General features: G+C 71.5%; 26 protein-coding genes and 1 pseudogene. 6 read left to right on the top strand and 21 right to left on the bottom strand.

Going from position 1 to position 22,940, the window contains the following annotated elements; all coding sequences use genetic code 11:
* Positions 1 to 22: 22 nt before the first annotated feature.
* From OHB00_RS27320 to OHB00_RS27255, 14 genes and pseudogenes are all read right to left on the bottom strand, one after another.
* A complete protein-coding gene (locus tag OHB00_RS27320) occupies positions 23 to 430 on the bottom strand; it encodes a hypothetical protein (RefSeq protein WP_406438429.1) in 408 nt (135 codons plus the stop codon).
* A gap of 79 nt (positions 431 to 509) precedes the next feature.
* The gene (locus tag OHB00_RS27315; protein ID WP_406438428.1) at positions 510 to 1,967 is read right to left on the bottom strand and encodes a DEAD/DEAH box helicase; all 1,458 of its coding nucleotides are present in this window, start codon (positions 1,965 to 1,967) and stop codon (positions 510 to 512) included.
* A 247-nt stretch (positions 1,968 to 2,214) separates the two neighbouring features.
* Positions 2,215 to 2,421 carry a cold-shock protein gene (locus OHB00_RS27310; protein ID WP_123975511.1) on the bottom strand — a complete coding sequence of 69 codons (207 nt, stop codon included), beginning with the start codon at positions 2,419 to 2,421 and terminating at the stop codon, positions 2,215 to 2,217.
* A 253-nt stretch (positions 2,422 to 2,674) separates the two neighbouring features.
* A pseudogene (locus OHB00_RS27305) lies at positions 2,675 to 2,818 on the bottom strand (MerR family transcriptional regulator); the annotation flags it as partial.
* Between the two features lie 130 nt (positions 2,819 to 2,948).
* Positions 2,949 to 3,362 (bottom strand): DUF5994 family protein, encoded by a 414-nt coding sequence (locus OHB00_RS27300; RefSeq protein WP_406438426.1) that lies wholly within the window; start codon positions 3,360 to 3,362, stop codon positions 2,949 to 2,951.
* Positions 3,363 to 3,442: 80 nt separating this feature from the next.
* Entirely contained in the window at positions 3,443 to 3,832 is a 390-nt protein-coding gene (locus OHB00_RS27295; RefSeq protein WP_406438424.1) for an STAS domain-containing protein, read from the bottom strand.
* Positions 3,833 to 3,903: 71 nt separating this feature from the next.
* On the bottom strand, positions 3,904 to 4,338 hold the full coding sequence (locus OHB00_RS27290) for a DUF5994 family protein (RefSeq protein WP_406438423.1): 435 nt from the start codon (positions 4,336 to 4,338) through the stop codon (positions 3,904 to 3,906).
* Between the two features lie 519 nt (positions 4,339 to 4,857).
* A complete protein-coding gene (locus OHB00_RS27285; protein WP_406438421.1) occupies positions 4,858 to 5,874 on the bottom strand; it encodes a DNA-directed RNA polymerase subunit alpha in 1,017 nt (338 codons plus the stop codon).
* 325 nt (positions 5,875 to 6,199) lie between these two features.
* Entirely contained in the window at positions 6,200 to 6,460 is a 261-nt protein-coding gene (locus tag OHB00_RS27280; protein WP_406438419.1) for a hypothetical protein, read from the bottom strand.
* Between the two features lie 411 nt (positions 6,461 to 6,871).
* A complete protein-coding gene (locus tag OHB00_RS27275) occupies positions 6,872 to 7,480 on the bottom strand; it encodes an alkaline shock response membrane anchor protein AmaP (protein ID WP_406438417.1) in 609 nt (202 codons plus the stop codon).
* 25 nt (positions 7,481 to 7,505) lie between these two features.
* Positions 7,506 to 8,204 carry a DUF6286 domain-containing protein gene (locus OHB00_RS27270; RefSeq protein ID WP_406438415.1) on the bottom strand — a complete coding sequence of 233 codons (699 nt, stop codon included), beginning with the start codon at positions 8,202 to 8,204 and terminating at the stop codon, positions 7,506 to 7,508.
* A 48-nt stretch (positions 8,205 to 8,252) separates the two neighbouring features.
* Positions 8,253 to 8,669 carry an Asp23/Gls24 family envelope stress response protein gene (locus OHB00_RS27265; protein WP_406438414.1) on the bottom strand — a complete coding sequence of 139 codons (417 nt, stop codon included), beginning with the start codon at positions 8,667 to 8,669 and terminating at the stop codon, positions 8,253 to 8,255.
* Positions 8,666 to 8,833, bottom strand: coding sequence for a hypothetical protein (locus tag OHB00_RS27260; protein WP_406438412.1), 168 nt, complete (start codon positions 8,831 to 8,833; stop codon positions 8,666 to 8,668). Before OHB00_RS27260 ends, OHB00_RS27265 begins: the two co-directional genes overlap by 4 nt.
* 76 nt (positions 8,834 to 8,909) lie before the next feature.
* On the bottom strand, positions 8,910 to 9,389 hold the full coding sequence (locus OHB00_RS27255; protein WP_406438410.1) for an Asp23/Gls24 family envelope stress response protein: 480 nt from the start codon (positions 9,387 to 9,389) through the stop codon (positions 8,910 to 8,912).
* Positions 9,390 to 9,548: 159 nt separating this feature from the next.
* On the opposite strand from OHB00_RS27255, the gene OHB00_RS27250 reads away from it, so the two are divergent.
* The 3 genes from OHB00_RS27250 to OHB00_RS27240 are packed head-to-tail and all read left to right on the top strand — an operon-like array spanning position 9,549 to position 11,178.
* Positions 9,549 to 10,124 carry an RNA polymerase sigma factor gene (locus tag OHB00_RS27250; RefSeq protein WP_406438408.1) on the top strand — a complete coding sequence of 192 codons (576 nt, stop codon included), beginning with the start codon at positions 9,549 to 9,551 and terminating at the stop codon, positions 10,122 to 10,124.
* Positions 10,115 to 10,801 (top strand): hypothetical protein, encoded by a 687-nt coding sequence (locus OHB00_RS27245; RefSeq protein ID WP_406438406.1) that lies wholly within the window; start codon positions 10,115 to 10,117, stop codon positions 10,799 to 10,801. Before OHB00_RS27250 ends, OHB00_RS27245 begins: the two co-directional genes overlap by 10 nt.
* Positions 10,801 to 11,178: a hypothetical protein gene (locus OHB00_RS27240; RefSeq protein WP_406438404.1), complete on the top strand. Its 378-nt coding sequence runs from the start codon at positions 10,801 to 10,803 to the stop codon at positions 11,176 to 11,178. Before OHB00_RS27245 ends, OHB00_RS27240 begins: the two co-directional genes overlap by 1 nt.
* A 426-nt stretch (positions 11,179 to 11,604) precedes the next feature.
* Here OHB00_RS27240 and OHB00_RS27235 read toward each other — a convergent pair whose 3' ends face one another.
* Positions 11,605 to 11,949 (bottom strand): helix-turn-helix domain-containing protein, encoded by a 345-nt coding sequence (locus OHB00_RS27235; protein WP_406438402.1) that lies wholly within the window; start codon positions 11,947 to 11,949, stop codon positions 11,605 to 11,607.
* Between the two features lie 514 nt (positions 11,950 to 12,463).
* Here OHB00_RS27235 and OHB00_RS27230 point away from each other — a divergent pair.
* Positions 12,464 to 12,838: a hypothetical protein gene (locus tag OHB00_RS27230; protein ID WP_406438400.1), complete on the top strand. Its 375-nt coding sequence runs from the start codon at positions 12,464 to 12,466 to the stop codon at positions 12,836 to 12,838.
* A 361-nt stretch (positions 12,839 to 13,199) separates the two neighbouring features.
* Here OHB00_RS27230 and OHB00_RS27225 read toward each other — a convergent pair whose 3' ends face one another.
* The 3 genes from OHB00_RS27225 to OHB00_RS27215 all read right to left on the bottom strand — a co-directional run bounded on the left by OHB00_RS27225 (position 13,200) and on the right by OHB00_RS27215 (position 15,506).
* The gene (locus tag OHB00_RS27225; RefSeq protein ID WP_406438398.1) at positions 13,200 to 13,547 is read right to left on the bottom strand and encodes a CBS domain-containing protein; all 348 of its coding nucleotides are present in this window, start codon (positions 13,545 to 13,547) and stop codon (positions 13,200 to 13,202) included.
* A gap of 87 nt (positions 13,548 to 13,634) precedes the next feature.
* Complete coding sequence (locus tag OHB00_RS27220; RefSeq protein WP_406438396.1) at positions 13,635 to 15,125, bottom strand: DEAD/DEAH box helicase; 1,491 nt, start codon at positions 15,123 to 15,125, stop codon at positions 13,635 to 13,637.
* 177 nt (positions 15,126 to 15,302) lie between these two features.
* Positions 15,303 to 15,506 (bottom strand): cold-shock protein, encoded by a 204-nt coding sequence (locus OHB00_RS27215; protein ID WP_030939356.1) that lies wholly within the window; start codon positions 15,504 to 15,506, stop codon positions 15,303 to 15,305.
* A gap of 901 nt (positions 15,507 to 16,407) precedes the next feature.
* Between OHB00_RS27215 and OHB00_RS27210 the strand changes: the two genes are divergently transcribed.
* Positions 16,408 to 18,378, top strand: coding sequence for a protein kinase domain-containing protein (locus OHB00_RS27210; RefSeq protein WP_406438394.1), 1,971 nt, complete (start codon positions 16,408 to 16,410; stop codon positions 18,376 to 18,378).
* A gap of 280 nt (positions 18,379 to 18,658) precedes the next feature.
* Positions 18,659 to 19,393, top strand: a complete 735-nt coding sequence (locus OHB00_RS27205; RefSeq protein WP_406438392.1) for a DUF4232 domain-containing protein — start codon at positions 18,659 to 18,661, stop codon at positions 19,391 to 19,393.
* Between the two features lie 124 nt (positions 19,394 to 19,517).
* Here the strand turns inward: OHB00_RS27205 and OHB00_RS27200 are convergent, their stop codons facing one another.
* The 3 genes from OHB00_RS27200 to OHB00_RS27190 all read right to left on the bottom strand — a co-directional run bounded on the left by OHB00_RS27200 (position 19,518) and on the right by OHB00_RS27190 (position 22,932).
* Positions 19,518 to 20,096 (bottom strand): hypothetical protein, encoded by a 579-nt coding sequence (locus tag OHB00_RS27200; RefSeq protein ID WP_406438391.1) that lies wholly within the window; start codon positions 20,094 to 20,096, stop codon positions 19,518 to 19,520.
* A gap of 95 nt (positions 20,097 to 20,191) precedes the next feature.
* On the bottom strand, positions 20,192 to 22,186 hold the full coding sequence (locus tag OHB00_RS27195) for an FtsX-like permease family protein (protein ID WP_406438389.1): 1,995 nt from the start codon (positions 22,184 to 22,186) through the stop codon (positions 20,192 to 20,194).
* Positions 22,183 to 22,932, bottom strand: a complete 750-nt coding sequence (locus OHB00_RS27190) for an ABC transporter ATP-binding protein (RefSeq protein WP_406438387.1) — start codon at positions 22,930 to 22,932, stop codon at positions 22,183 to 22,185. The genes OHB00_RS27195 and OHB00_RS27190 overlap by 4 nt, the downstream gene beginning before the upstream one ends.
* Positions 22,933 to 22,940 lie beyond the last annotated feature (8 nt).

Here is a 22,940-nt window from a genome sequence, read left to right as displayed (position 1 = left end):
GCGATCGGCCGTACGACGTCGGTCAGGGGGTGAGAGCGAGCACGCCCAGGGCGTAGCCGTGCTCGTCGATCACGGGGGACACGTCCAGGGTCCGGCCCCGCATGGCGGCTTGCGCATCGCCGAGTCGGGTCATGGACGGGGTGAACGGTCCGCGGTCGAGCGGGATGTCCCGCAGCCGCGTCCGATCGATGTACCACGAGCCGCCGCGGTGCGCGGCGAGCTGGGCCCGGGTGACCAGTCCCGTGCACCGCCCGTCCTCGTCCTGGAGGAGCAGGTGCGGGACGCGTGCACCGATGAGCACGGACAGGGCCACGTCGACCGCCATGTGGTCGTCCACCTGCGGCCCGGGAGCGTGCATGGCGTCGCGGGCGGTCAGACCGGTGCCGTGGGCGTTGTCGGCCTGCTGCGTTCGGGGCGGAAACGGCGTCAAGGGCTTCTCCTCGTCGTCGGGGCGGGCAGGACGGCTGACAGCCCGCCCCGACCGCAGGGAGCGCATCCCCGGGTTCGGGCTACGGGTGGTTCCCCCGAGCAGGCCGGCGGCCCCGGGCGGCCACGCTGCCCCGGTGATGCCGTCCTGCGGATCCTTTGCCCTCGCGTCGTCCGTCGACCGGTTCGGCGAGGGCCACGGGCACGCCGGAAGGGGGCCGGGCGCCGGTGATGCGCTGCAGCTCGGCCTCGCCCGGCCGGATTCGGACGGTACGCGGAGCGATGCCGGCGTCGGACATCAAGCGGTCGACCGCGCGACGCTGGTGCGGAAGGACCAGGGTGACGACCGTGCCCGACTCCCCGGCGCGTGCCGTACGGCCGCCGCGGTGGAGGTAGTCCTTGTGGTCGCCGGGAGGGTCGACGTTCACGACGAGGTCCAGGCCGGCGACGTGGATCCCTCGGGCGGCGACGTTGGTGGCGACCAGGACCGTGACGTGGCCGTCCTTGAACCGGGCGAGTGTCCGGTCGCGCTGCGGCTGTGACTTGCCGCCGTGCAGGGCCGCCGCAGGCACCCCGACGGACAGCAGGTGTGTGACGAGCCGGTCCACCGCGTGCTTCGTGTCCAGGAACATCAGCACGCGTCCGTCGCGGGCGGCGATCTCGGTCGCGGCGGTGTCCTTGTCGGCGTCGCGTACGTGCAGCAGATGGTGCTCCATCGTGGTGACCGCTCCCGCGGACGGGTCGACCGAGTGCACGACGGGGTCGTGGAGGTAACGGCGCACCAGGAGGTCGATGTTGCGGTCCAGGGTGGCGGAGAACAGCAACCGCTGCCCGCTGGAAGGGACCTGGTCGAGCAGGGCGGTCACCTGGGGCATGAACCCCATGTCGGCCATCTGGTCGGCCTCGTCCAGAACGGTGACGGCGACCTGGTCCAGGCGGCAGGCTCCTCGCTCGATCAGGTCCTTGAGGCGTCCGGGCGTGGCGACGACGACCTCCGCGCCGCCGCGCAGCACACTCGCCTGACGGCCGATCGACACGCCGCCCACCACGGTGGCGAGCCGCAGGCGCAGGGCACGGGCGTACGGCGCGAGCGCGTCCCTGACCTGCTGGGCCAGTTCACGGGTCGGCACGAGGACCAGGGCGAGCGGCTGCCGGGGCTGGGCCCGCTGCCCGTCCAGCCGGGCCAGCACCGGCAGGCCGAAGGCGAGGGTCTTGCCCGAGCCCGTACGACCGCGGCCCAGGACGTCACGGCCCGCCAGCGCGTTCGGCAGCGTGGCCGCCTGGATCGGGAAGGGCACGGTCACGCCCTCGGCGCCGAGAGCGGCCGACAACGGTGCGGGCATGGCCAGTTCGGCGAATGTCCGAGCCGTCGGCAGCGGCTCGGTGAGGGTGACCGGCAGGGCGAACTCCTGTCGGCGCGGGGTGGGGCGGGCGCCTGGGCCGGTCGTTCGTCCGGTGCCCGGACGGGGACCCTGGACGCTTGTCCCCTGTACACGGAAGCGGCTGCCGGAAACACCGTCGGTACGACGGGTGCGGTTCATGGAGGAACCTTCCTCGATGCGGCGTATCGAGGAATTCCGTCCGGCATTGATGGCCGCACGCGGATTCGCAAGAATGCCGAAGAAAAAAGCGCGAAGAGTCGGTCTTCCCTGTGCTGAAGCCGGAGTTTCCCGCGGTCCGGAGAATTCGAAAAGCGGGCAGAACACATGGACTGGGGCCCGCACCCCAAGAGTGCGGGCCCCAGTCCGTCATGCGCGAGCCACTGGCTCGCGACGATTCGCGTCGGTGTTAGGCGGCGACGATGTTCTCGGCCTGCGGGCCCTTCTGGCCCTGCGTGACGTCGAAGCTGACCTTCTGGCCTTCCCGAAGCTCGCGGAAGCCGCCGTTGCTGATGATGTTCGAGTAGTGGGCGAAGACGTCCGCGCCGCCGCCCTCCTGCTCGATGAAGCCGAAGCCCTTTTCCGCGTTGAACCACTTCACGGTGCCAGATGCCATATTGAATCTCCCTTGGGGCAGTGCCGGACTCCGCGCTCTACGGAGTCGGGTCGCCGCGGTGATCACCTCTCCGGAAAAGATCCCGGAGAGCTCTGCAAAGAGAAATCCCTGGCAACCAAAACTGCAACTGCTATCAGGTTAACACAGGCCTGATGAAAAAGGGCGGGCGCCTTGGCGGAGCGTCCGGTAATTCTCATCCCGCTCCGGTGTGTATTTCTGTGGTGACGAGACCAGGTATCCGCGTCGCGCTCGTTGCGCGGACGGCGACGCGCAACTGGCGGCGGGAATACCGGCAGTGGCCCCCGTCCGAGCGCAAGGGGGTGATCAGCCCGGCTTCGCCGGCGGTCCGGAGGAAGGCGGGGGTGGTGCCGAGAACGTCGGCGGCCCGCCTCGGCAAGGGACCCGGCCGGGCCTGGCACCGTTCTCCGAAGGATCCGGCGCCGTCCGCGTCGAGCGGCAACCCTGACTCCGGCAGGCATGGAGATGTGGGCTTGCCGGCACAGATTTCCTCTCTCCTCCGGCAGCGCTCAGCTCGTGGAGCGGCACGGTTCCGGTGTCAGGCCGGCGGCGGAGAGAAGCGATGCGGCGACCCGTTCGGTCGCCTGCGGCGGCAGGACCAGCAGGTCCCTGCGCCCATGGCCGGGTGCCATCAGGACGATGGTGTCCGGCAGTGCCGTGGCGGCCCCGCGCAGCCGGACGACCCGGTCGCAGACGAGCATGCTGCCCGACGCTCCGGGCCACACCGTGCCGTTCACCAGGACACGGACGATCCGGCCCCAGCCCCGCGGCAGACCGCAGAGCAACTGCGTGAGTTCTGCCGTGGGACCGGATGTGTGCGGCCACCACGCCCCGTCGATACGGCGGGGCAGGGCGCTCTCGGGCGCCAGGTACAGACGGAGGAGGGGCGGGGCCGGCAGGCGGCGTAGGCGGTCGTTCGTCATGAACGTGTCCTGTCGAGTGGTTCGGCGCGGTACGTCGTCCTCGGCCGCCGGGAGCGCGTCGGCGCGGTTCGCCGGTGCGGTCACCGGGGCTGTCCCGGCCGCTCCGATGTGCCGTTGCCGGCAGTTCGTCCCTCCCAGGCGTCCTGGGCGCTGGCGTACGCGGGAAAGCGGTCGAGAAGACCGCTGCAGCGGAGGACCAGGTCCGTCGTGTGGTGGTCGTGGACGATGCGTGTCCAGCCGCCCCGGGCACGGCAGTCGGCCCACGCCGCGCACAGCGGCGTCAGGATGCTGCAGTCGGTGAAAGTCACCCTGCTCAGGTTCACGATGAGGAAGAGCCGTCCGTGCCGAGCCGCACGGGCCTCGGCCAGAGCGCGGGCCAGCGGCACCACGGTCTGCGTGTCCAGTTCTCCGTACCCGTGGACGATGCGGCACTCCTCGAAGAGCGCGGGCGCCTCACCCCGAGCGGTCAACGGTCCGCGGGGAGCGCGGACTTGCGGTCGTCTGTCACTCCCGGCCGTAAGCGCACCCGGGGTGACACACCTCATTCCGCCTCCCCTGCCGCGCTCCCGAGGCGACCGCTCTCGGCGAGCGCCAGCATCCGCGAGGCGGTCAGCGGGTTCTCGGGGTCGGCCGCGGCGGCCAGCAGCCGGCCCGCCGTTCCGGCGGGCTCCTCGGGCGGGACGACCATGAGCACCCAGCGCCCCACGGTGCCGCAGTCCAGCGTGATGACGTGTGCCTCGCTTCCCGGTCCGGCCGGCTCCACCGCGATCACGCGGCCGGGCGCCATGACCGTGTACGGGGTGTCGGGCCATTCGTCGGGGGCCACGGCAACCCGTACCTCGGCACCCGGGTCCGGCTCCAGCATGCCTATGAGAGCGGGAAGTTCGAGTTCCAGCGCGTCGCAGTGCGGCCACCAGGCCCCGTCCAGCGGCCCGTGGCTGACGTCCGGCGTGAGGGACAGGCGGGGCGGGGGCATGCGGTACGTGTGTTCATCGGCCGTGGACACGCTTTCGGCCGGTGTTCCGGCGGGTCCCATCGCGCGGTCCGTTCCGGGAGTCGCCGGGCGACTGCCCGTTCGTCACTCGCCGGGAACGGCACCGCCGGTCGCGTTGCGCGAAAAGCTCTCGGTACGGTCAGGCTACCTCTGATCGGGGTGGAGCGGGCGAGGCGTCGGACGGTCGTGTCCGCTCTGCCCTCTCGCACGACTTCTGCTCCTCCGGCTCATCCACCACCGAACGCCGGCCGTCGCTCTGCGCGGGGGGTGTGTGCCCGACGGCTCCGCGAAGGGACCTCGGCCCGCATCCCGGTCGCCCTCGTGTTCCCGAGGTTTCGAGGCGGTCGCCGTTCCCCGAGGTCGACGGCCTGATGACGGGTGCGACGGCGGATCCGCGGGGTTGACGGACCCCGGGGGGCCATCGGGGAGCGAGGCGGCCGGCGGTGCTCATCGCCGACTCCGCTGCCTTCTGGCCCCCCGCGACCCGGTCCGGCGCAGCGTTCAGTACTGCTCGGTCTCCATGAAACCCGTGCTCCCGCTGTCGTCCGCGTCGAAGGCGGCGGCGGTGGGGTCGAATCCGGGCGGGCTGTCCTTGAGGGCCAGGCCCATGCCGGCCAGCTTCGCCTTGACCTCGTCGATGGACTTCGCACCGAAGTTGCGGATGTCCAGGAGGTCCGCCTCGGAACGCGCCAGGAGTTCGCCCACCGAGTGGACGCCCTCGCGCTTGAGGCAGTTGTAGGAACGGACGGTGAGCTCGAGCTCCTCGATCGGCAGCGCGAGGTCGGCGGCCAGGGCGGCGTCCGTGGGGGACGGGCCCATGTCGATGCCCTCGGCGTCGATGTTGAGCTCACGCGCCAGACCGAACAGCTCGACCAGGGTCTTGCCGGCCGACGCCATGGCGTCACGCGGACGCATGGCCTGCTTGGTCTCGACGTCGACGATCAGCTTGTCGAAGTCGGTGCGCTGCTCGACACGGGTCGCCTCGACCTTGTACGTGACCTTGAGCACCGGCGAGTAGATGGAGTCGACCGGGATACGGCCGATCTCCTGGCCCACCTGCTTGTTCTGCACGGCGGAGACGTAACCGCGGCCACGCTCGACCGTCAGCTCCATCTCCAGCTTGCCCTTGCCGTTGAGCGTGGCGAGGACGAGGTCGGGGTTGTGCACCTCGACACCGGCCGGCGGCGCGATGTCGGCGGCGGTGACCAGACCCGGGCCCTGCTTGCGCAGGTACATCACCACCGGCTCGTCGTGCTCCGAGGAGACGACCAGCTGCTTGATGTTGAGGATCAGGTCGGTGATGTCCTCCTTGACGCCCGGCACGGTGGTGAACTCGTGCAGGACGCCGTCGATCCGGATCGACGTGACAGCCGCGCCGGGGATCGAGGACAGGAGGGTACGGCGGAGCGAGTTGCCGAGGGTGTAGCCGAAGCCCGGCTCCAGCGGTTCGATCACGAACCGGGAGCGGAACTCGTCGACGACCTCTTCGGTCAACGAGGGACGCTGAGCGATCAGCACGAGGTATTGCCTCCAGTGTCTGGCGCCCGCAATCTGACGCCGTGGTCCCCGAAGGGTACGGGGGTTGCGGCCGCCTACGAAGCCGAACCGCCCTACCCCGCCCTTCTGCCTGCCGACCGGTCGGCAGGCTCAGCTCTTGCCGGAGTGGGATCCGACGGCGAGCGAGGCGGCCACCGGCGCAGTTCGCGGGCACATACTGGAGGCGATGACAAAGCCACCTGCAGTGTCGTCATGGCTGCACCTCTCCGGGACGTGCCCGGCGGGCGCGGAGGCGGTGGCGGGGCTTCGCGGCTCGTACGGTCCGGTCACACCTCGTCCTGTCCGGTCACACCTCGTCCGCGTGCGCCTGGTCCTCGAATGACGGTTCGCTGGTTGTCAGCCAGGAGCGTGCCGGCTCCGCGATGTGCGCGGTGTCGATGGTGAGATGGAGGCGGGTCGCTCCTTCGCGGCCGGCGGGGTAGCTGCGCTGCTCGGCCGAGGCGAAGCAGCGGCGGAGCACTTCGGCGACGCGACGGGCGACCTCCGGCGTCGCTGCGACGATGCGGACCTCGGCGTGGCCCGCGGAGGGCAATGGCTCATGGTCCATGGCGTACCTCCTGGCACGGCGGCGCCGGCAACGAGCGCGGTTGCCGCTTCGCACGTGCGGGTACGACCGCAGCGGCGCGCTCACGCGCACGTCCCCCTTTCCGGAAGCGTATGCCCGCTGCCGTGGTCCCCGCGCCCGAACCGGGCAAGCCGTCAGGATGACGGGTCCCCTCCCCCGTCATGTTTCCGCGTTCGTGCAAGAGGACCGTCGGCCTCCGGGTCCGGCATGCTCGACGGTGCCGCATTCCAGGGTGCCCTGGGCCACCTCGATGACGGCGGCGCGCCGAGCGGCGGGTTCCTCGGTGACACGGGTGACGGTGCCGTGGCCCGGTTCCAGCGAGCCGACGTTCGCGCCTGCCGCCGTTCGGTTCCGACCGGTCACCGGGAGGGCCTCCCATCGGTCGCCTCGGGTCTACAGCGCGCGGTGGGGTCGGTGACGGGCGACGCGCAAGCGGGCCTCGGCGGGCATGGCCGGGGAGCCGGTGGACTGGTGGGCGGTGCGCAGCGGGCCTTGGTAGAGGGCGTTGAGGGCGGCGTCGGGTGTTCCCCGAGGGGCGAGGGTCAGGGCGATGTGGGCGCGCGGGTGGGCGGGGCGACCCGTGATGCGGACGTTCGCCTCCTGGACGCCGGGCAGGGCGCCGGCCTCGGTGGCGATCGCGTCGCTGAGTGCGCGGTCGCGGAGTTCGACGCTCTCCTGCGGGGGCGTACCGCCGACGGGTACCCCGCCGGGGTGCCGTCGGCGCAGTTGGGCCAGCAGCCACCACAAGGCCAGGACGGTGATCAGGGTGAGGCCGGCGATGACCGCGGGCCACCACCACCAGCCCTGGCTGCTCCAGCGGGCCCGGTCCGCGGAGCTGAGCAGCACGTCGTCCGGGGTGGTCAGGGGCCAGCCGGCGGGTGGCGCCAGGTCTTGGCGCCGGTAGAGGTCCAGCCCGGCGGCGACGGTCAGCAGGCCTCCGCCGAGCAGTACCAGTCCGGTGAGGGCCAGCAGAATGCGGTTGAGTACGGATCGCGGCGTCATGGTGTGGGCTCCGGCTGGGTGTCGGTCAGACGGTGCGTTGCCGCACTCGTACAACGATTCGTGGGGGACGGGAGAGGCCGAGCCTGCCGCGTTCTTCGCTGAGGACGGTAACGAGGTCGTCCTTCACCTGCTGCGGATCGCGGAAGCGGACGTCCACGCGGGCTTTGATGCGGTGGCGGCGCACCCGGACACGTGCTCTGCTCACGCCCGAGACCCGCATGGCGGCGTCGCGGAGCAGGGCGGCGGCGCCGTCGCGGTCCAGTGAGGCCCGCAGCTGGGACGGGGGACAGTCGGCCGGGGAGCGCAACGGCAGTCGGCGGCGTAGGCCGGGTGTGAGCGCCAGGGCGATCAGCCAGACGCCGAGGGCGGCCGTCACGGCGGCTCCGGTGAGCATCCACACATCGCCCACCGGACGGGTGGCGAGTTCGTCGGCCAGCTGCCTTCGCCAAGCTGCTGCCTGGCGTCCCGCTCGTACGGCGACGACATCGACCAGCGCCGCGCCTGCCGCCGCGAGAATCACCGCGGCGACGAGCGCGGCCGGAAGGCGGCGCGCGGACCACGGGCGGTGGGTGGTGTGCCCCCGTTTGTGGCCGGCCGCTGCGGTGCCCGGCGGGAGCGCGCCGCGTTCGGGCGGTGGGGGCTCGGTCGGCTCCTTCGGCGGCCCCGGGTCACGGTGCGCGAACCGTTCGGGGCTTGGGACGGGAGGGCTCGGGTCGGGTGTCATTCCGGTCCTCCTTCATGTGCGGCATGCCGGGCGGCCGAGCGCGGCGGCTCACCGGACGCGTCCCCGGTTCGCGCCGGGGACGGTCACCAGCCGACGGACGGTGAGGGAGACTTCTCCCACGTGCAGGCCGGTCAGCTGAGCCACCCGCTCGGCGACGTCGCGCTGAATCCGCTCGCAGACGTGGGGGATGTCGGTGGGATAGGGCAGGTCCAGGGTCAGGTGCAGGCGCACCGATCCGGTGTGGGTGGCGGCAGAGGCGCTGGGCGCTGCCGATCCGCTCCGGTCGGACGGTAGGGCGGCCCGCCGGGACTGAGCCGTACGCGCGGCCTGAGCTGCTATACGGGCGACCACCTTGTCGGGAATGACGGTGGCGCCTCGCTCGGCCGGGGGCGGCAGCCCTACGGCCCGCGCCGGTGGGCCGGGCCCGGCGTCGGGAGGGCCGACGGAGCCGGGCCGGGCATTCACCGCTGCCTCCGTGCACGGAGGTCGAGGTCGCCCTGCAGGACGAGGCCGACGACCAGACCCGCCGCGCCCAGGACGAGAACCAGCAGGAAGGCCCAGAAACCGCCGAAGTAACCGGCGAAGCCCAGGGCCATGCCGGCCCCGAGGCCCGTAGTCGCTGTGTTCATCACTCACTCACCCATCTCGCGAGCGCCATCCGAATGACACCGTTCGCGCCAGTACGCGGCGGCGGATCATGGTGGGTCACCTCACGCGGCCGTCCTCCGGTTCCTCCTCCTCGTCGGGGAGGTGGACGTCGTCGACGGCGATGTTCACCTCGACGACCTCCAGTCCGGTCATCCGCTCCACGGCGCTGATCACGTCGGTGCGCACGTCGCCGGCGACATCGACGATCGACACGCCGTACTCGACGACGACGTCCAGGTCCACGGCGGCCTGGCTCTCCCCCACCTCCACCTTCACCCCGCGGGTGACGCCGCCGCCCGCGCCGGGGACACGTTCCCGCATGGCGCCGATGGCGCGGGCCATCCCCGCGCCGAGGTTGTGGATGCCCGGTACCTCGCGGGCGGCCATGCCCGCGATCTTGGCCACCACACTGTCCGCGATGGTGGTCTTCCCCCTTGTCCCTGCCAAAGCCCCGGCGCCGCCGGTACGGCCCTTCAGGGCGGTCTCGCCTCCACCGGGCCGAGTGTCTCCGCCGGCGCTGGTGCTGATGTCCGTCATGACGGTCGCCTCGATCGGTCGGTCACTCGGGCACCGGTGTGATGCCCGCCGGAAGGTTGGACATATCGGACATTCGGTTTCTCACGCGAATCCCATGTGAGGTGCATCACATTCATGGAGGCGGGTACGCGCTCGTAGTGAGCCGTGAGCAGGAGTGGCATGAGCGAATGGAAGGGTTCTTCACTACTGGGACGCGACCTGCCGGACGGGCTGCTTGCCGTGCGGGCCGCCGAGGGGGACGAGGACTCCTTCGCTGTTCTGGTCCAGCGGCACAGCCGTCCCCTCCTCGCCCTGGCCTGCCACCTGCTCGGCAACGCCCAGGACGCCGAGGAGGCCGTTCAGGACGCCTTCGTCAGTGCCTGGCGGCGACTGCCGGAATACCGCCACGGCGCGGAGTTCCGCACGTGGATGTACCGGATCACGGTCAACCGTTGCCTGAACACACGCCGCCGCCGTCTGCCGCCCCTCCCGCTGGACGCCGTCGCCGAACCCGCGACGGGCGACGGGCGGAGCTCGCCCGCCCGAGCCGCTGAGCAGGACGCGGCCGCGGCCGCCCTGGCGTGCGCGCTCGGCGAGCTGGACGCCGAACAGCGTGTCTGCTGGATCCTGCGGGAGCTGCAGGGCCTGTCCTACAAGGAGATCGCGCACGTGACGCGTGCCAGTGAGCAGACGGTGCGCGGCAGACTGTTCAGGGCACGCCGGTCGCTGAAGGAGGCGATGGCCCCATGGCGCTAGACGACCCGCACGCGCAGCCTCCCGAACCGCCCGGAGACGCTGAGCCTCCCGACGACCCGGCCCTCGATGAGGCGGCCCCGCTCGCGCTCGCAGGGGACGAGGTACTGACCTGCGGCCGCCTGCTCAGCCAGGTCTGGGAACAGGCACAGGACGCCACACCGGCTGCGGATCCGCACACCGTGTCATGTCCGCAGTGCCGCGAGGCCGTCGAGGGACTGGCCACGTTGAACGCGGCGACGTCGGCGCTGCGTGCCAAGGACCCTCCCGGCCTGCAGGCGCTCGCCGACCGCGTCATGCGCATCGTCAGGGCCGAGGTCCGGCTCGGACGGTTGCTGCCACTGGCCGAAACGGAGCTGGATCTGCAGATCGCCGAGAGCGCCGCGGCGAAGGTGCTGCGACAGGCTGCGGACACGGTCCCCGGTGCGAGAGCCGCAGCCTGTCGGATCGTATGCGCAGGTGAGGGCAGCGGCGTGGAGGTGACCATGACCCTGGCCGTCGACCTCGACCGTCCGCTGCCCGAGAGGGTCGATCAGGTTCGCCGAGCGATCGTCCACGCCGCCGGACACGCCCTGGGGTTGGCCGTGACGGCCGTCGACATCATCGTGGTCGACGTACTGGAGCCGTCCCTGCCCCTCGGCCCTGTGGGCTCCGGGCACAGCACAGGCGGTGGTACGTGATGGCGGCCACCAGCACGCCCCCTCCCCTCGGCATCGCGGCCGAGGCCGCCCTCGCGGTTCCCGGCGTGGCCGGCCTGCAACCCCGCCTCGCCCACCGCCTCGCGGCAGCCGCCTTGCCCAGGCGACCAGGGACGACAGCCGCACGCACCCCGCCCGAGGCAGGCGTTCGCACCGACCGGGCGCCGGACGGCTCGGGGTGGCACGTCGAGGTGCGCTGCATCCTGACCGAAGGACACAGAGCATTGGACACCGCCCGGAACGTCCACGACCAGGTACAGGCCGCTGTCGTCTCCCACCTCGCCGCACACGGCGCCACGGAAGCGGTCACCGTCACCGTCACGGTCACCCGCATCGTCGCTCGGCACCACACGGTATGAGCCCCACACCCGGCGGCCCGGCGACGAGGCCCGACATGTGACAGGCATTTTTCAGGTCCCGGAGCCGTCGGCGTCGGGGGCGCTCACGCGAGTGGTATGCGTAGCGCTCGCTGCGAGTGCGGCCCGTCCGGGCCGCCGGCTCACGCGGATTCCCGGCGACACGGGGCCCACGGGAAAGCGCTCGGCGCCGCTGCCTCCGCCGACCGGCCCAGTGGACCTTGGCGAGCGCACGGCCCTACCGGCGGCGTGCGTCCCCACCCACGCGAATGGCCTGCGCGCTTGCTCGGCACTCCGGTGTCCGACGTCGTCGACGCGCAGAGAACAGACACCGGTTGGTGCGGCGGATCTGGTGGGGGGCCTCTTCGCGGCGATGCGGGTCGGTGTGCACTCCGAGGGCGTTCCGGATACGGCTCGCGTCCGCGTGTTTCAGCCGGATCCGGGACTGCTCGCCGATTCGCTGGCAGCGCGGCGGTACTCGGAGTTGATGCGCTGCGCTTCCTCAAGCTGGTCCTCAAGGATGACGATGCGGCACGCGGCCTCGATCGGGGTCCCCTTGTCGACGAGTTCGCGGGCACGAGCAGCGATCCGCAGCTGGTACCGGGAGTAGCGGCGGTGGCCTCCCTCCGAGCGGAGCGGGGTGATCAGACGAGCCTCGCCGAGGGCCCGGAGGAAGGCTGGGGTGGTGCCGAGCATCTCGGCGGCCCGGCCCATCGTGTACGCGGGATAGTCGTCGTCGTCCAGACGATCATTGAGGGGGTTGTCCGATGTCATGTCACCTCGCTGTGCAACGCGTCGAGGGGCCCTGGTGCCGTACGGCACCAGGGCCCCGAAGGGAATTCAACACCATCTGTCGGCCCTACTGCTGTGCCGACCTGTTTTCCGCCAACCGGCCCGGCAGGGCGGAGCGGGGGATCGCAGCTGCGTGACCGGGGACCACCATCCATTCCGGGGTCTTGCGGTACCCGGTCCGAGTGCCTCTCGGGCCGGGCGATCCTGATGGCGTCTGCTCCTCCGTTCCTCTCCGAACCAACCATTACCTGGTACTCAGTCACCCGCCAGTTCGTGTCTGGCAGGTCTCGTTGGACCGTGTCTACGAGAGGAAGCGTACCCATGCCGGGAACCAAAATCTACTCTTACAGAAGTAGCTTTACTCCTTCTGGCGGAGGGGTAGTCTTGCCGCGGTCTGCCCTCACCGGTTGGCCGGGGTCCGTCTCCTGTCGCCCGCGCAGCCGCTTCACGCCCCGCGGGCGGTTCGGAGACGGGGGGCCGAATAAACTCTGATGTCATGTCGAACCCTGATGAGCTGCTCGTCGCCATCTCTGCCGCAGTGGAGTCCGAGCCAAGCAATCAGATGTCACTGACCGTGGTCGTCGGCGGTGCCGTCATCACCGGCCGGCTGGCTCCTGAGGCCGTATGGCGGGAGCGGGTGGCGGAGGTCCTGAAGGACTCGGACCGTCTCGGCCCGTTCTCGGATGTCTTCGCCCGCGGCTCGCGAGGGAACGGGCCCGGTAGCGACGCCGCACCCACGCATCTGCACTTTCATCTCGCCCGGATCCTGCAGGGAAACGTGGGCATCCCGGAGACGGGCGGCATGTACCGAGTCGCGATCAAGGACGTCAGCGCTTGGACCGTAGGCGATCTCAGCTACTTCGACCAGTGAGCCGCTGTCTCCGGCCGGTCGCCCGGCCGGCGGTCTCCGAGCGGACGGGCGACACAGCGGTGGGGCCGCCGGGCAGTGCCGAGCGACCTGGAGCAGCGCGGCGCGTCATGGTCCGGGACTTCGCCGACGGTGAGGTCACTGCGGTCCTGCCGCGTAATGCCCTGGCCCACCTGGTCGACAGGGCAGCGGCGGCGGCCGACGGTCACGGACCCACCCGTGGACGAGTTCGGACCCGACGCTCTTCATCGCGGCCGGCAATCCCGCCCTGGGCAGGATGCACGGATACCGGGCGGCGACACGGCGCATGATGCCCCGCAGGGGAGAAGCCGCGGGAGAGCGCGCCGCCCGGGGGTGAGGCGGATCAGCGCGAGAGGGTGAGGATGCCCGGAACCCGGCCGTACTCACCAACGCCACCGGGGCGGTCACGGGGCGAGGACAGCGATCCGTCGAGGACGTCCCGCAGCCGGATCCGGTCCGTGTACGTGGCGCTGTCGCGAAGAACGGCGAGCCGGACCAGGGTGATCAGACCCGTGCTCTGGTCGTCCGCGTCGCACACGGTCAGGTACTGGACACGAGCACCCGCCATGACGGCCAGAGCCACCTCGACGGTCATGTCGTCACCAACCCGAGGCCCCTGCCCTTCGATGTCGTCGACCACGGTCACCGGGGCGGGGTCCGGCATGCGGTACTGCGTCCGCACTGGCGTCAAGGGTGTCTCCTTCGGAGCGGGCTGGTGGTCGGCTCGGCGGCCCTTGCGGCCCCGGCAGCTCACTACGGCTGCCGGGACGGCGCCGGCCTAAGCAGCCGAGTCGTTGGCGGGCCGCCGCTGCGGCCTGCGGCGCACCCCCGCGCCGACGGGTCGGCCCTGGCCGGTGCGGGCCCGGCGGTCCCGGGACGGCGAAGACGCACGGCGGGGGCGTTCCACGACAGGCGCGGTGATGACCACCGGGACGCCGGAGGGCGCCTGGGCACCCGTGATGCGGCTCAGCTCCGCCTCCCCCGAGCGGACCGGGGTGATGTGCGGGGTGATGCCGGCCGAGGCCATCAGCCGGGCCATGCCGCGGCGCTGGCCGGGGGTCACCAGGGTGACGACGCTGCCGGACTCCCCGGCGCGGGCCGTGCGGCCGCCGCGGTGCAGGTAGTCCTTCTGGTCGCTGGGCGGATCCACGTTGACGACCAGGTCGAGGCTGTCGACGTGGATGCCGCGGGCCGCGACGTTGGTGGCCACCAGGACGGTGACGTGACCGTCCTTGAACTGTGCCAGGGTCCGGGTGCGCTGCGGCTGGGACCGGCCGCCATGCAGGGCCGCGGCGCGGACACCGCTGTTCAGCAGGTGCTCGGTCAGCCGGTCCACCGCGTGCTTGGTGTCCAGGAACATGATGACGCGGCCCTCCCGGGCCGCGATCTCAGTGGTCGTGCGGTGCTTGTCCGCGTCGTGCACGTGGAGTACGTGGTGCTCCATCGTGGTGACGGCACCGGCCGACGGGTCGACGGAGTGAACCACCGGGTCGGTCAGGTAGCGGCGGACCAGCAGATCGACGTTGCGGTCCAGGGTGGCTGAGAACAGCATCCGCTGACCCTCGGGACGCACCTGGTCGAGCAGGGCGGTGACCTGGGGCATGAAGCCCATGTCGGTCATCTGGTCGGCCTCGTCGAGAACCGTGATGCCGACGTCGGCGAGCCGGCAGTCGCCCCGGTCGATGAGGTCCTTGAGCCGGCCGGGTGTCGCGACGACCACCTCCGCGCCGGCGCGCAGCGCACCGGCCTGCCTGCCGATGGACATCCCGCCGACGACGGTGGCGAGCCGCAGGTTCACGGACCGGGCGTAGGGAGCGAGCGCGTCGGCGACCTGCTGGGCCAGCTCACGGGTGGGGACGAGGATCAGGGCCAGGGGCCGGCGCGGCTCGGCTCGCCTGCCGGCCGTGCGGGCCAGTACCGCGAGGCCGAAGGCGAGGGTCTTGCCCGAACCGGTGCGCCCACGACCGAGTACGTCACGGCCGGCCAGGGAGTTCGGCAGAGTCGCCGCCTGGATCGGAAACGGTACGGTCAGCCCTTCTTGGCGGAGCGTGGTCAGCAGCGGCGCCGGCATGGCGAGACCGGCGAACGACTCGACGGCGGGCAACGCGGGCGTAGCCGTCCTGGGCAGCGCGAACTCGCCCTGCGCGGGCTGTCGGTTGCCGCGTCCGCCAGAGCGGCGCGGAACGCCGGGGCGGCCCGCCGCGGCACTTCCTCCGAAGCGGTCGTATGCGCGATTGGCGCGTGCACCAGTGGCACGTGTGCGGTTCATGAGGAACCTTCCTTGATGCGGGCACGTATCAAGGAATTTCCGCAGCAGAATGAGCCGCGCAGAGAATCGCGAGAACGGGCCGTCAGCGGGGTCGAATCACCCTGGAAAGAAAGCGAGCTGGGGCCCGCACCCCATGGTGCGGGCCCCAGCTGCGGAGTATGTGTCAGTGCCGGCGTGTCAGGCGGGAACGATGTTCTCGGCCGTCGGGCCCTTCTGGCCCTGCGCGATGTCGAACGACACCTTCTGGCCTTCCTGCAGCTCGCGGAAACCCTGGGCGGCGATGTTCGAGTAGTGGGCGAAGACGTCCGGGCCGCCGCCGTCCTGCTCGATGAAGCCGAAGCCCTTTTCCGCGTTGAACCACTTCACAGTGCCAGTAGCCATTTTGTTTCTCCTTCGGAGACGGTGTCAGGAATACTGTGTGCATTCCGTGTCGCCGTGATGATCAGCCGTCGGAAAAACCTTCTGGCAACCACACCTGCAACTGATGACGACAGTAGCACGTCGACTTCGGCCCTGCGCGGCAGATAATTCTGTGCCGCCTGTGGTCACAGGAATATTAATCATGCGCCGCGCCGATTTCTTATGTCGCGACCACAGATATTGGTTCCCGGGGGTGCAGTACTGCCGTTGAGTGTTTCCGCTCGCAGCGCTGTGACCTGCCACGACGGTCCGGGACGCCGACGAGCGCGCGCCGGGACCCTGGGAGGCAGGCGAAGGCCACATGGCGATTCCCGCGGGCGGGTGAGACGACCGCACCCCGTTGCCGGGCCGGCCCGCGGTGGCGGGTGGCCCTCGGGCATATGTTTCGCCCATGACTCCTGGCCTGTTCGGCCGAACTCACGCCGTTCCGTGAGGAAGCACTGAGGCGCGGCATAGCACCCCAGGACATCGAACGGTGGACAGCCACCGCACGTCCGTCCGGGACACTCGTCACGCGTGGGCAGGGGCCGGTCGTCGGCCGGTTCAGCGGTCGTTGATGCTGCCCGTCGATGTCCCCGACCTCTGGTACCCCGTGCTCGCCACCCTCGACTGCGCAGCCCCGCCCAGGAGGTGACGGTCCTTCCGCTGCCGGTCGACGGTCACTTGCTGCTCTTCGGCTTCCCCGAGACGACGTACTACCGCGCCGGCGCAGGCGAGATGGTGTACATCCCTGCCAGGCGACGCGGGACCCGGTCGAATCGAACACCAACTCGCCTTTATCGAAATGATGTTGCGATAGTCTCCCCGCTGACCGACGTCAGTCGCGCACGTCGCACATGTCACGCGAGAGACCGGGATTCCCATGTCTGTCCCCCACCACAGCCGGTCCAGCGCGCTCGCCTACGAGGCGGCCGGCATGGAGCCCCCGCCTCCGCGCCCGCTCAAGAAGACCGACCCCACTCGGGTCGGCCCGTATGTGCTGGTGTCGGTGCTCGGCAGCGGGGGGATGGGCCGGGTCTATCTGGGCCAGGACACGACCGGCGGGTCGGGCCTTGCGGCGGTCAAGGTGATCCGGCCCGAATACGCGGAGGACCCCCAGTTCCGGAAGCGTTTCGAGCGGGAGGTCGGCGCGCTCGACCGCGTCCAGGGGGCGCACATCGTGCGGCTGCTGGGCAGCGGCTGCGACGAGGACCTGGTGTGGGTGGCCACCGAGTACGTACCCGGGCCGACACTCGCGGAACTCGTCGACGCGCGGGGGCCGGTCGACGCGCCGGCCGCCTGGCGGCTGCTGGCCGACCTGGGGCGTGCGGTCGAGGCCATCTGGCGCGCGGGGATCGTCCACCGTGACCTCAAGCCGTCCAATGTGATCCTGGCGTCCGACGGCGCCCGCGTCATCGACTTCGGTGTCGTCCAGGCCACCGACGGCACCTCGATCACCGTCACGGGCCAGAACGTGGGAACGCCCGCCTTCATGTCCCCCGAGCAGGTCAGGGGCAAGGAGGTGACCGCTGCCTCCGACATCTTCGCGCTGGGCTCCGCCCTCGCCTACGCCGTCACGGGGCAGGCACCGTTCGGCGACGGCACGGGTGTCGACGTCCTGCACCGGGTCGCCTTCGAACCGCCGAAGGAGGAAGTCCTCGACAAGGTCGCGGCCGTCGACACGGAACTGGCCGCGTTCATCCGCACCTGCCTGGACAAGGAACCCGAATCGCGCCCGTCACCGGAGACCGTGTTCCGGACGGCCATCGGACACCAGTTGCCCGCGCCGACCGGGCGGCCGTCACGGTCCGCGCCGAAAAAGGCACCGCTCCTCGGTGGACGACCCACCGCCGCCCCCGCGCCACCCGCGGACCCTCCCGCCGGCTCCGTCGCCTCCGACTCCCCTGCCACCCCCGCTCCCAGAAGGCGCAGGAAGCTGATCGTGGGCGCAGCCGCCACGGTATGTGTCGCGGTCGCCGCGGCCGTCACCGTGGCGCTGTTGCCGCAGAGCCACTCCTCCGCGACCGCCGCCCCCGGGCCGGACACGCCGGCGACCGCGACGGCCGACCCGGCCGCCACGCCCAGCAGTGCGCAGAAGGCGTCGGCGTCCTCCCCGTCGCAGGCGGACCAGGCGGCGAAAGAGTCGCCGAGTGCGGCAGCGACGAAGGACCCCACCACGCAGGCTCAGGGTTCCGGCACACCGGACCTCCGCACCGCCGCGTGCCCCGCCGAGCTCGCGTCGGGAGCCACCGGCGCCTGCGTCAAGGCCCTGCAACTCCTCCTCGACGGCCACGGCCTCTACGTCCCGGTCAGCGGGGACTTCGACGCCGCGACCGTCGCCGCGGTCAGGGCCTTCCAGACCGAGGCCGGCCTCACCGCCGACGGCAAGGTCGACGCCCAGACCAAGAAGCTCCTGTACGCCCTGCCCCGCGGAACCGTCCGGGCCGGCTCGGTCACGGTGACCGAGAGTGTCAACGCCATCTCGGTCGCCCGGTGTCTCGACAACCGCGGCTCGGACGTCCAGGTGTGGGGGTGCAACGGCACGGACGCCCAGAAGTGGGCCCTGTACCGCGTGTCCGGCCAGGACTCCCGGTACCGCGTGGTCAATCGGGGCAGCCATCTCTGCCTGGACGCCGACGCCGGCACGACCGGCCGGAACGGCCAGGAGATACAGGCCGCGAGCTGCGACGGGCTGAGCGCCCAGACGTGGCGGCTGGGCGGCGGCGGAACGCTGGTCAGCGTCCCGGACGGCCTCTGTCTGGACGCGGAAGCCTCCACCTCCGGGCAGGACGGTCAGCAGGTACAGGGCTGGGGATGCGCGGGCAGCGTCAACCAGGTGTGGCACTGGTCCTGACGTCTCTGCCGAGGGGTGGACACGACGTCGCCCCGCGGTACTGACCACCCTGCCCGACGAATCACCACGTGTGCCCTCGGGTCCCGGCACCCGTCGCCATGGGCACGTTCTGTCCGCGTTTCTCCGCTTCCCCGTAACGGCGCATCAACTCGCCTGTCACAGCGGGGTCTTGGTGCAACTCCTACGGCAACGCATGCCCCGGTATCGGCCTCCTATGAAACAACCGTGGCCGCTCAGCCGGAGCGAGCGACCGATACCACACCGCTTCCCAGGAGTATCGATGCGCGTCAAGAAGATGCCCGCCCTCGCCCTCGTCGTCGCTGCCGCCGCCCTCTCACTGAGCGCATGCAGCAGCAGCGACGGATCGAGCGGTTCCGCCAACACCAGCGCGTCCACCGCCGCGAGCAGCTCCACCGGCACGAGCAGCTCCACCACCGGCGGCACCTCCACCGGCGGCCAGGGCTCGACCTCGGGTTCCTCCTCGTCCTCCTCGTCCGGCTCCAGCGGCTCCAGCGGCTCCAGCGGCTCCAGCGGCTCCAGCGGCTCCAGCAAGGGCAGCGCACTCTCCGCCAAGACCCAGTCCTCGACGTCGGGCTCCATGTGCAAGACCGACAATCTCGCCCTCAGCGCCTCCTCCACCGGGACCAAGAACGAGATAGTCGTCAACCTGAAGAACACCGGTTCCAGCAAGTGCAGCACGCACGGCTTCCCGGGCGTCCAACTCGTGGGCCCCGACGGACTGGGCGACACCGGCCCCGACGCCGCCCGCGCCGACGCCTCGGCGTCCACCGTCACCATCGGGCCCGGCGAGGAGACCCGCTTCCTGCTGCAGTACAGCCCGGACACCAGCGGCTCCGGCAAGACCTACACCCGGCTCTCCGTCACCCCGCCCAACGAGAAGGTCTCGGAGATCGTGAACCTCAACGGTCTGAGCATCACCGTCACCGCCGCCAGCAGCAGCGTTCCGGACGTCGTCGTCGACCCCGTCGGCTACCACGTCGGCTCGGGCAAATAAGCCCAGCAGCCACGCCCCGGCGCCGACTCTTCCCGGTGCAAGCACTCAATTGCCTTCGCCCCCGGAGGCGCCGAGCAGGCCCTCGCCCGCATGACCGCCCACCACCGGCACCCGGCGCCGCCACTCAACCGAACGCGGCCAGGGAGACCGGCTGCCACCGGCGCCAGGTGCTCAGACGCTCCTCGTAGAGGGCGGCGACGTCAGTGAAGGACTTGCCGAGGAAGAAGCGCTTCGGTGCCCGCCCGTCCATACCGCCGGCGATCGCCGCGCCGGCCACGGAGACGCCGAGGCCGGCCCAGGTCGCGCGCGGCAGCCGGTGGCCCTGGAACGTCGAGATGAGGGCCTGCCAGACGGGCTGGGTGGCGACCAGGGCGGTCGCCATGGCGACACTCGTCATCCGGGTGCTGGACATGAACGTGGCGAAGTGCGCGGCCAGCGCCGTACCGGCGAGAGCGCCCAGGAGAGCACCTCGGCGTTGCTCCTTGCGTACGAGAAAACGCTCGCTGCGGAAGACCTTCCTGAACTCGCGCCGGCGGATCAGCGCGACCACCGGTCCGAGCGTCAGGAGCCCCAGCGCGTTGCGGCCCAGCACCAGCGCGAGCGCGGAGCCGGTGGCGAACGCGGTGAGCGGCGCGGTCGCGGAGAACGCGCCGACCGTCACCACCACGGCGGTGAGGGAGATGACATCGAGCCTGGTGCGCATGGCGCGGGGGAACCTTCTTGCGATAGGGGGTTCAACACCTGCCCATGACAGGTGGATTGGCTTGAGCGAGGTCGAGGTCCGCGATACAGGTCCGGCTAGTCCGGGCGCGGGCCCGCTTCTCTCGTGACCGAACGCAGCAGCGGGCGGCTCGCCGCACTCGCGCCGGCCAGGCCCGCGAAGCCCAGCGCCAGGCAGCCGGCGAGGAGCGCGGTGCCGGGCCCGTCGAACTGCGGAGCACCCCCGGCGAGCGTCAGCGGCGCCGCGCAGAACAGCCCCGTGAGCACCGCGCCGCCCGCGAGCACGGCGGCGGGCAGCACCGCCTCCGTACGCCTGGCCGCGTCCAGGATCCGCAGCGGGGTGCCCGCGAGGTGCAGCAGGCCGTATGTGCGGCGGCGGTCCAGGACGGACGAGGCGGCCGTGATGCCCGTGGCGGCGATGGCGACGGCGAAGCTCGCACCGAGCACGGCCAGTGTCACGAGGTGGAAGTCGCGGTCGAACTGCCGTGACTGCCAGGCGACATCGGGGCCCGTGACCGGGTACTGGCCGGGCACGAGGCCGGTGAGCACAGCGCGCGCCGCGTCCAGTCGGCCCGGGTCCGCGACGGTCGCGGTGACCTGGCGCTCGCCGGCTCCGCCCGCGCCGGTGGCGACCCAGTCGTCGTCCGTGCCGACGGTGGCGCGGATGCCCGCGTGCTCCAGGCGTTTGGTGGCCTGCTGCCGTACGGCGGCGACGCGCTCCTTCGGCACGGACAGCGCGAGCTGGTCCGCGCTGCCCCACGGCGAGTCGCCGCCGAGGCTGAACAGCGCGAAGAAACCGGCCACGAAGGCCGCCAGCGTCAGCGCCGACACCGCACGCCACACGGACTTGGGGTCGCCGAGCAGCCGGCGCCCCGCGAGCAGCGTCGCCGGTCGCCGCGCCGACCCGGCGACGAGAGCGCCGAGCACGCCGACCACCCAGGGACCGATGACGGACAGCGCGGCGAAGACGGCGGCGCAGCAGTACACCACCGCGTCGATGTCCATCGGCTTGCCCTTGGACAGTTGCCCGTAGCCGAGCAGTACCGCGACGAACAGCAGGGCGCGTACGGCCCTCGGACGGGGGGTGCGCGAGCGGCGTACGACGCCGAGCGGGCCCACGACCACCTGTCGCAGTCCGGCCAGCGCGCTGGCCGCCACCATCAGCACCACGCCGGCGAGTACGGCGAGCAGGACTCCCGTACCGACCCAGAGATCGGAGACGTACCAGCTACCGCCCGCCAGGGGGACTTCGGCCGCGAGGGGCAGCAGGAGCGTGTAGCCCAAGGCGCCCGCTACGGCCCCCGCCGTACCGGTCAGCGCCGCCTCGGCCACCGCGATCCCCGCGATCCGGCCCGGCGCCGCGCCCAGCAGCCGCAGCGTGGCCAGCCGGGTGTCGCGACGCGAGACGGACAGCCGGGCCGAGGAGGCGCCGAGCACGAGCAGCGGCACGATGAGCAGGACCGTGGCGATCTTCACCAGGGCCTGGTACTGCGCACCGAGGCCGTCCGCCGTGCGTTTCCCCCCGAAGTCCGCGACGGGCGTGGGCGTGACGATGTCCCCCGGACGGCGCGGGTCGGAGCCGCGCTTCACCGTCATCGCCTGGTCTTCGGCGCGGTGCCCGACGACGGCGACCTTCTCACCGGGCCGGACCAGCGCGGCGCGGCCGAGCGTGCCGGAGGTGTTCGTGGTGCCGGGCAGTCTGCCGAGCGCGGGCGACGTCCACACCTCGCCCGGCTCGGGGAAGTGCGGCATACCGGGAGGCGCGGGCGGCTCGCCGCTCCGGCCCCGCAACGCCGCGACATCGACGACGGTCACGGGCTCACCGCCGACGAAAGTGGTGCCCACCGTCTCGACGGCCACCGCGCGCGAGAGCCCGGCCCTGGCGGGGGTACGCCAGTCGGCGTGCGCGGCGCGTGCACCGAAGCCGAGGTTGGCGCCGACGCACAGGAGGAGCAGGGTGGTGCAGATCGCCGAGGCGGCGACGGACAGTCCGGCGCCGAGACGGCCGTGCCTGCCGCCGCCGCGGAGCAGCCGCCAGGTCAGCGTCCAGGTGGTGCGGTCCAGGGTCCTCATCGCACACCTCCGGCAGCCGCACCGGTCACGCCGGTCCGGACCGACTCGGGCGGCGCTTCCGCCTCCCGTACGATCCGGCCGTCCCGCACCTGCACCGTACGGTCGCACCAGCGGGCCACCGTGCGGTCGTGGGTGACCACGACCAACGCCGTGTTCTGCGTCCTGGTGACCTCCGTCAGCATCCGGATCACGTCCTGCCCGGTGGCCTGGTCGAGCGCGCCCGTAGGCTCGTCGGCGAAGACGACCTGGGCGCCCGCGACCATCGCCCGTGCGATCGCCACCCGTTGAGCCTGCCCTCCGGACAGCCGGCCGGGGCGGCTGTCCTCCTTGCCCTCCAGGCCCAGCGGCGCGAACCACTGCCGCGCGCGCCGCTCCGCCTCGCGGCGCGGGGTACCGCCGAGCATCAGCGGGAGCGCCACGTTCTCCACTGCCGGCAGTTCGGGCAGCAGCTGCCCGAACTGGAAGACGAAGCCGAAGCGGGTACGGCGCAGCTCGCTGCGGTGCGGCTCGCGCAACTGGTCGATGCGCTCCCCGTTCAGCAGCACCTGGCCGCCGTCCGGGCGCTCGATGTTCGCGAGGCAGTGCAGCAACGTCGACTTGCCGGACCCGGAGGGGCCCATCACGGCCAGCGACTCGCCCGCTCGCACGGCGATGTCCACGCCGTCGAGCGCGTGGGTGGATCCGAAGGACTTGGACAGTCCGATGCCGCTCAACACGGTTGGCGGAGCTGAGGTGTTGTTGGTCATGTGCTCCA

This window comes from Streptomyces sp. NBC_00631 (assembly GCF_045206895.1).
Classification (GTDB): Bacteria; Actinomycetota; Actinomycetes; order Streptomycetales; family Streptomycetaceae; genus Streptomyces.
The sequence above is the reverse complement of the archived record's forward strand: the minus strand, read 5'-3'. Positions and strand labels throughout refer to the sequence as shown.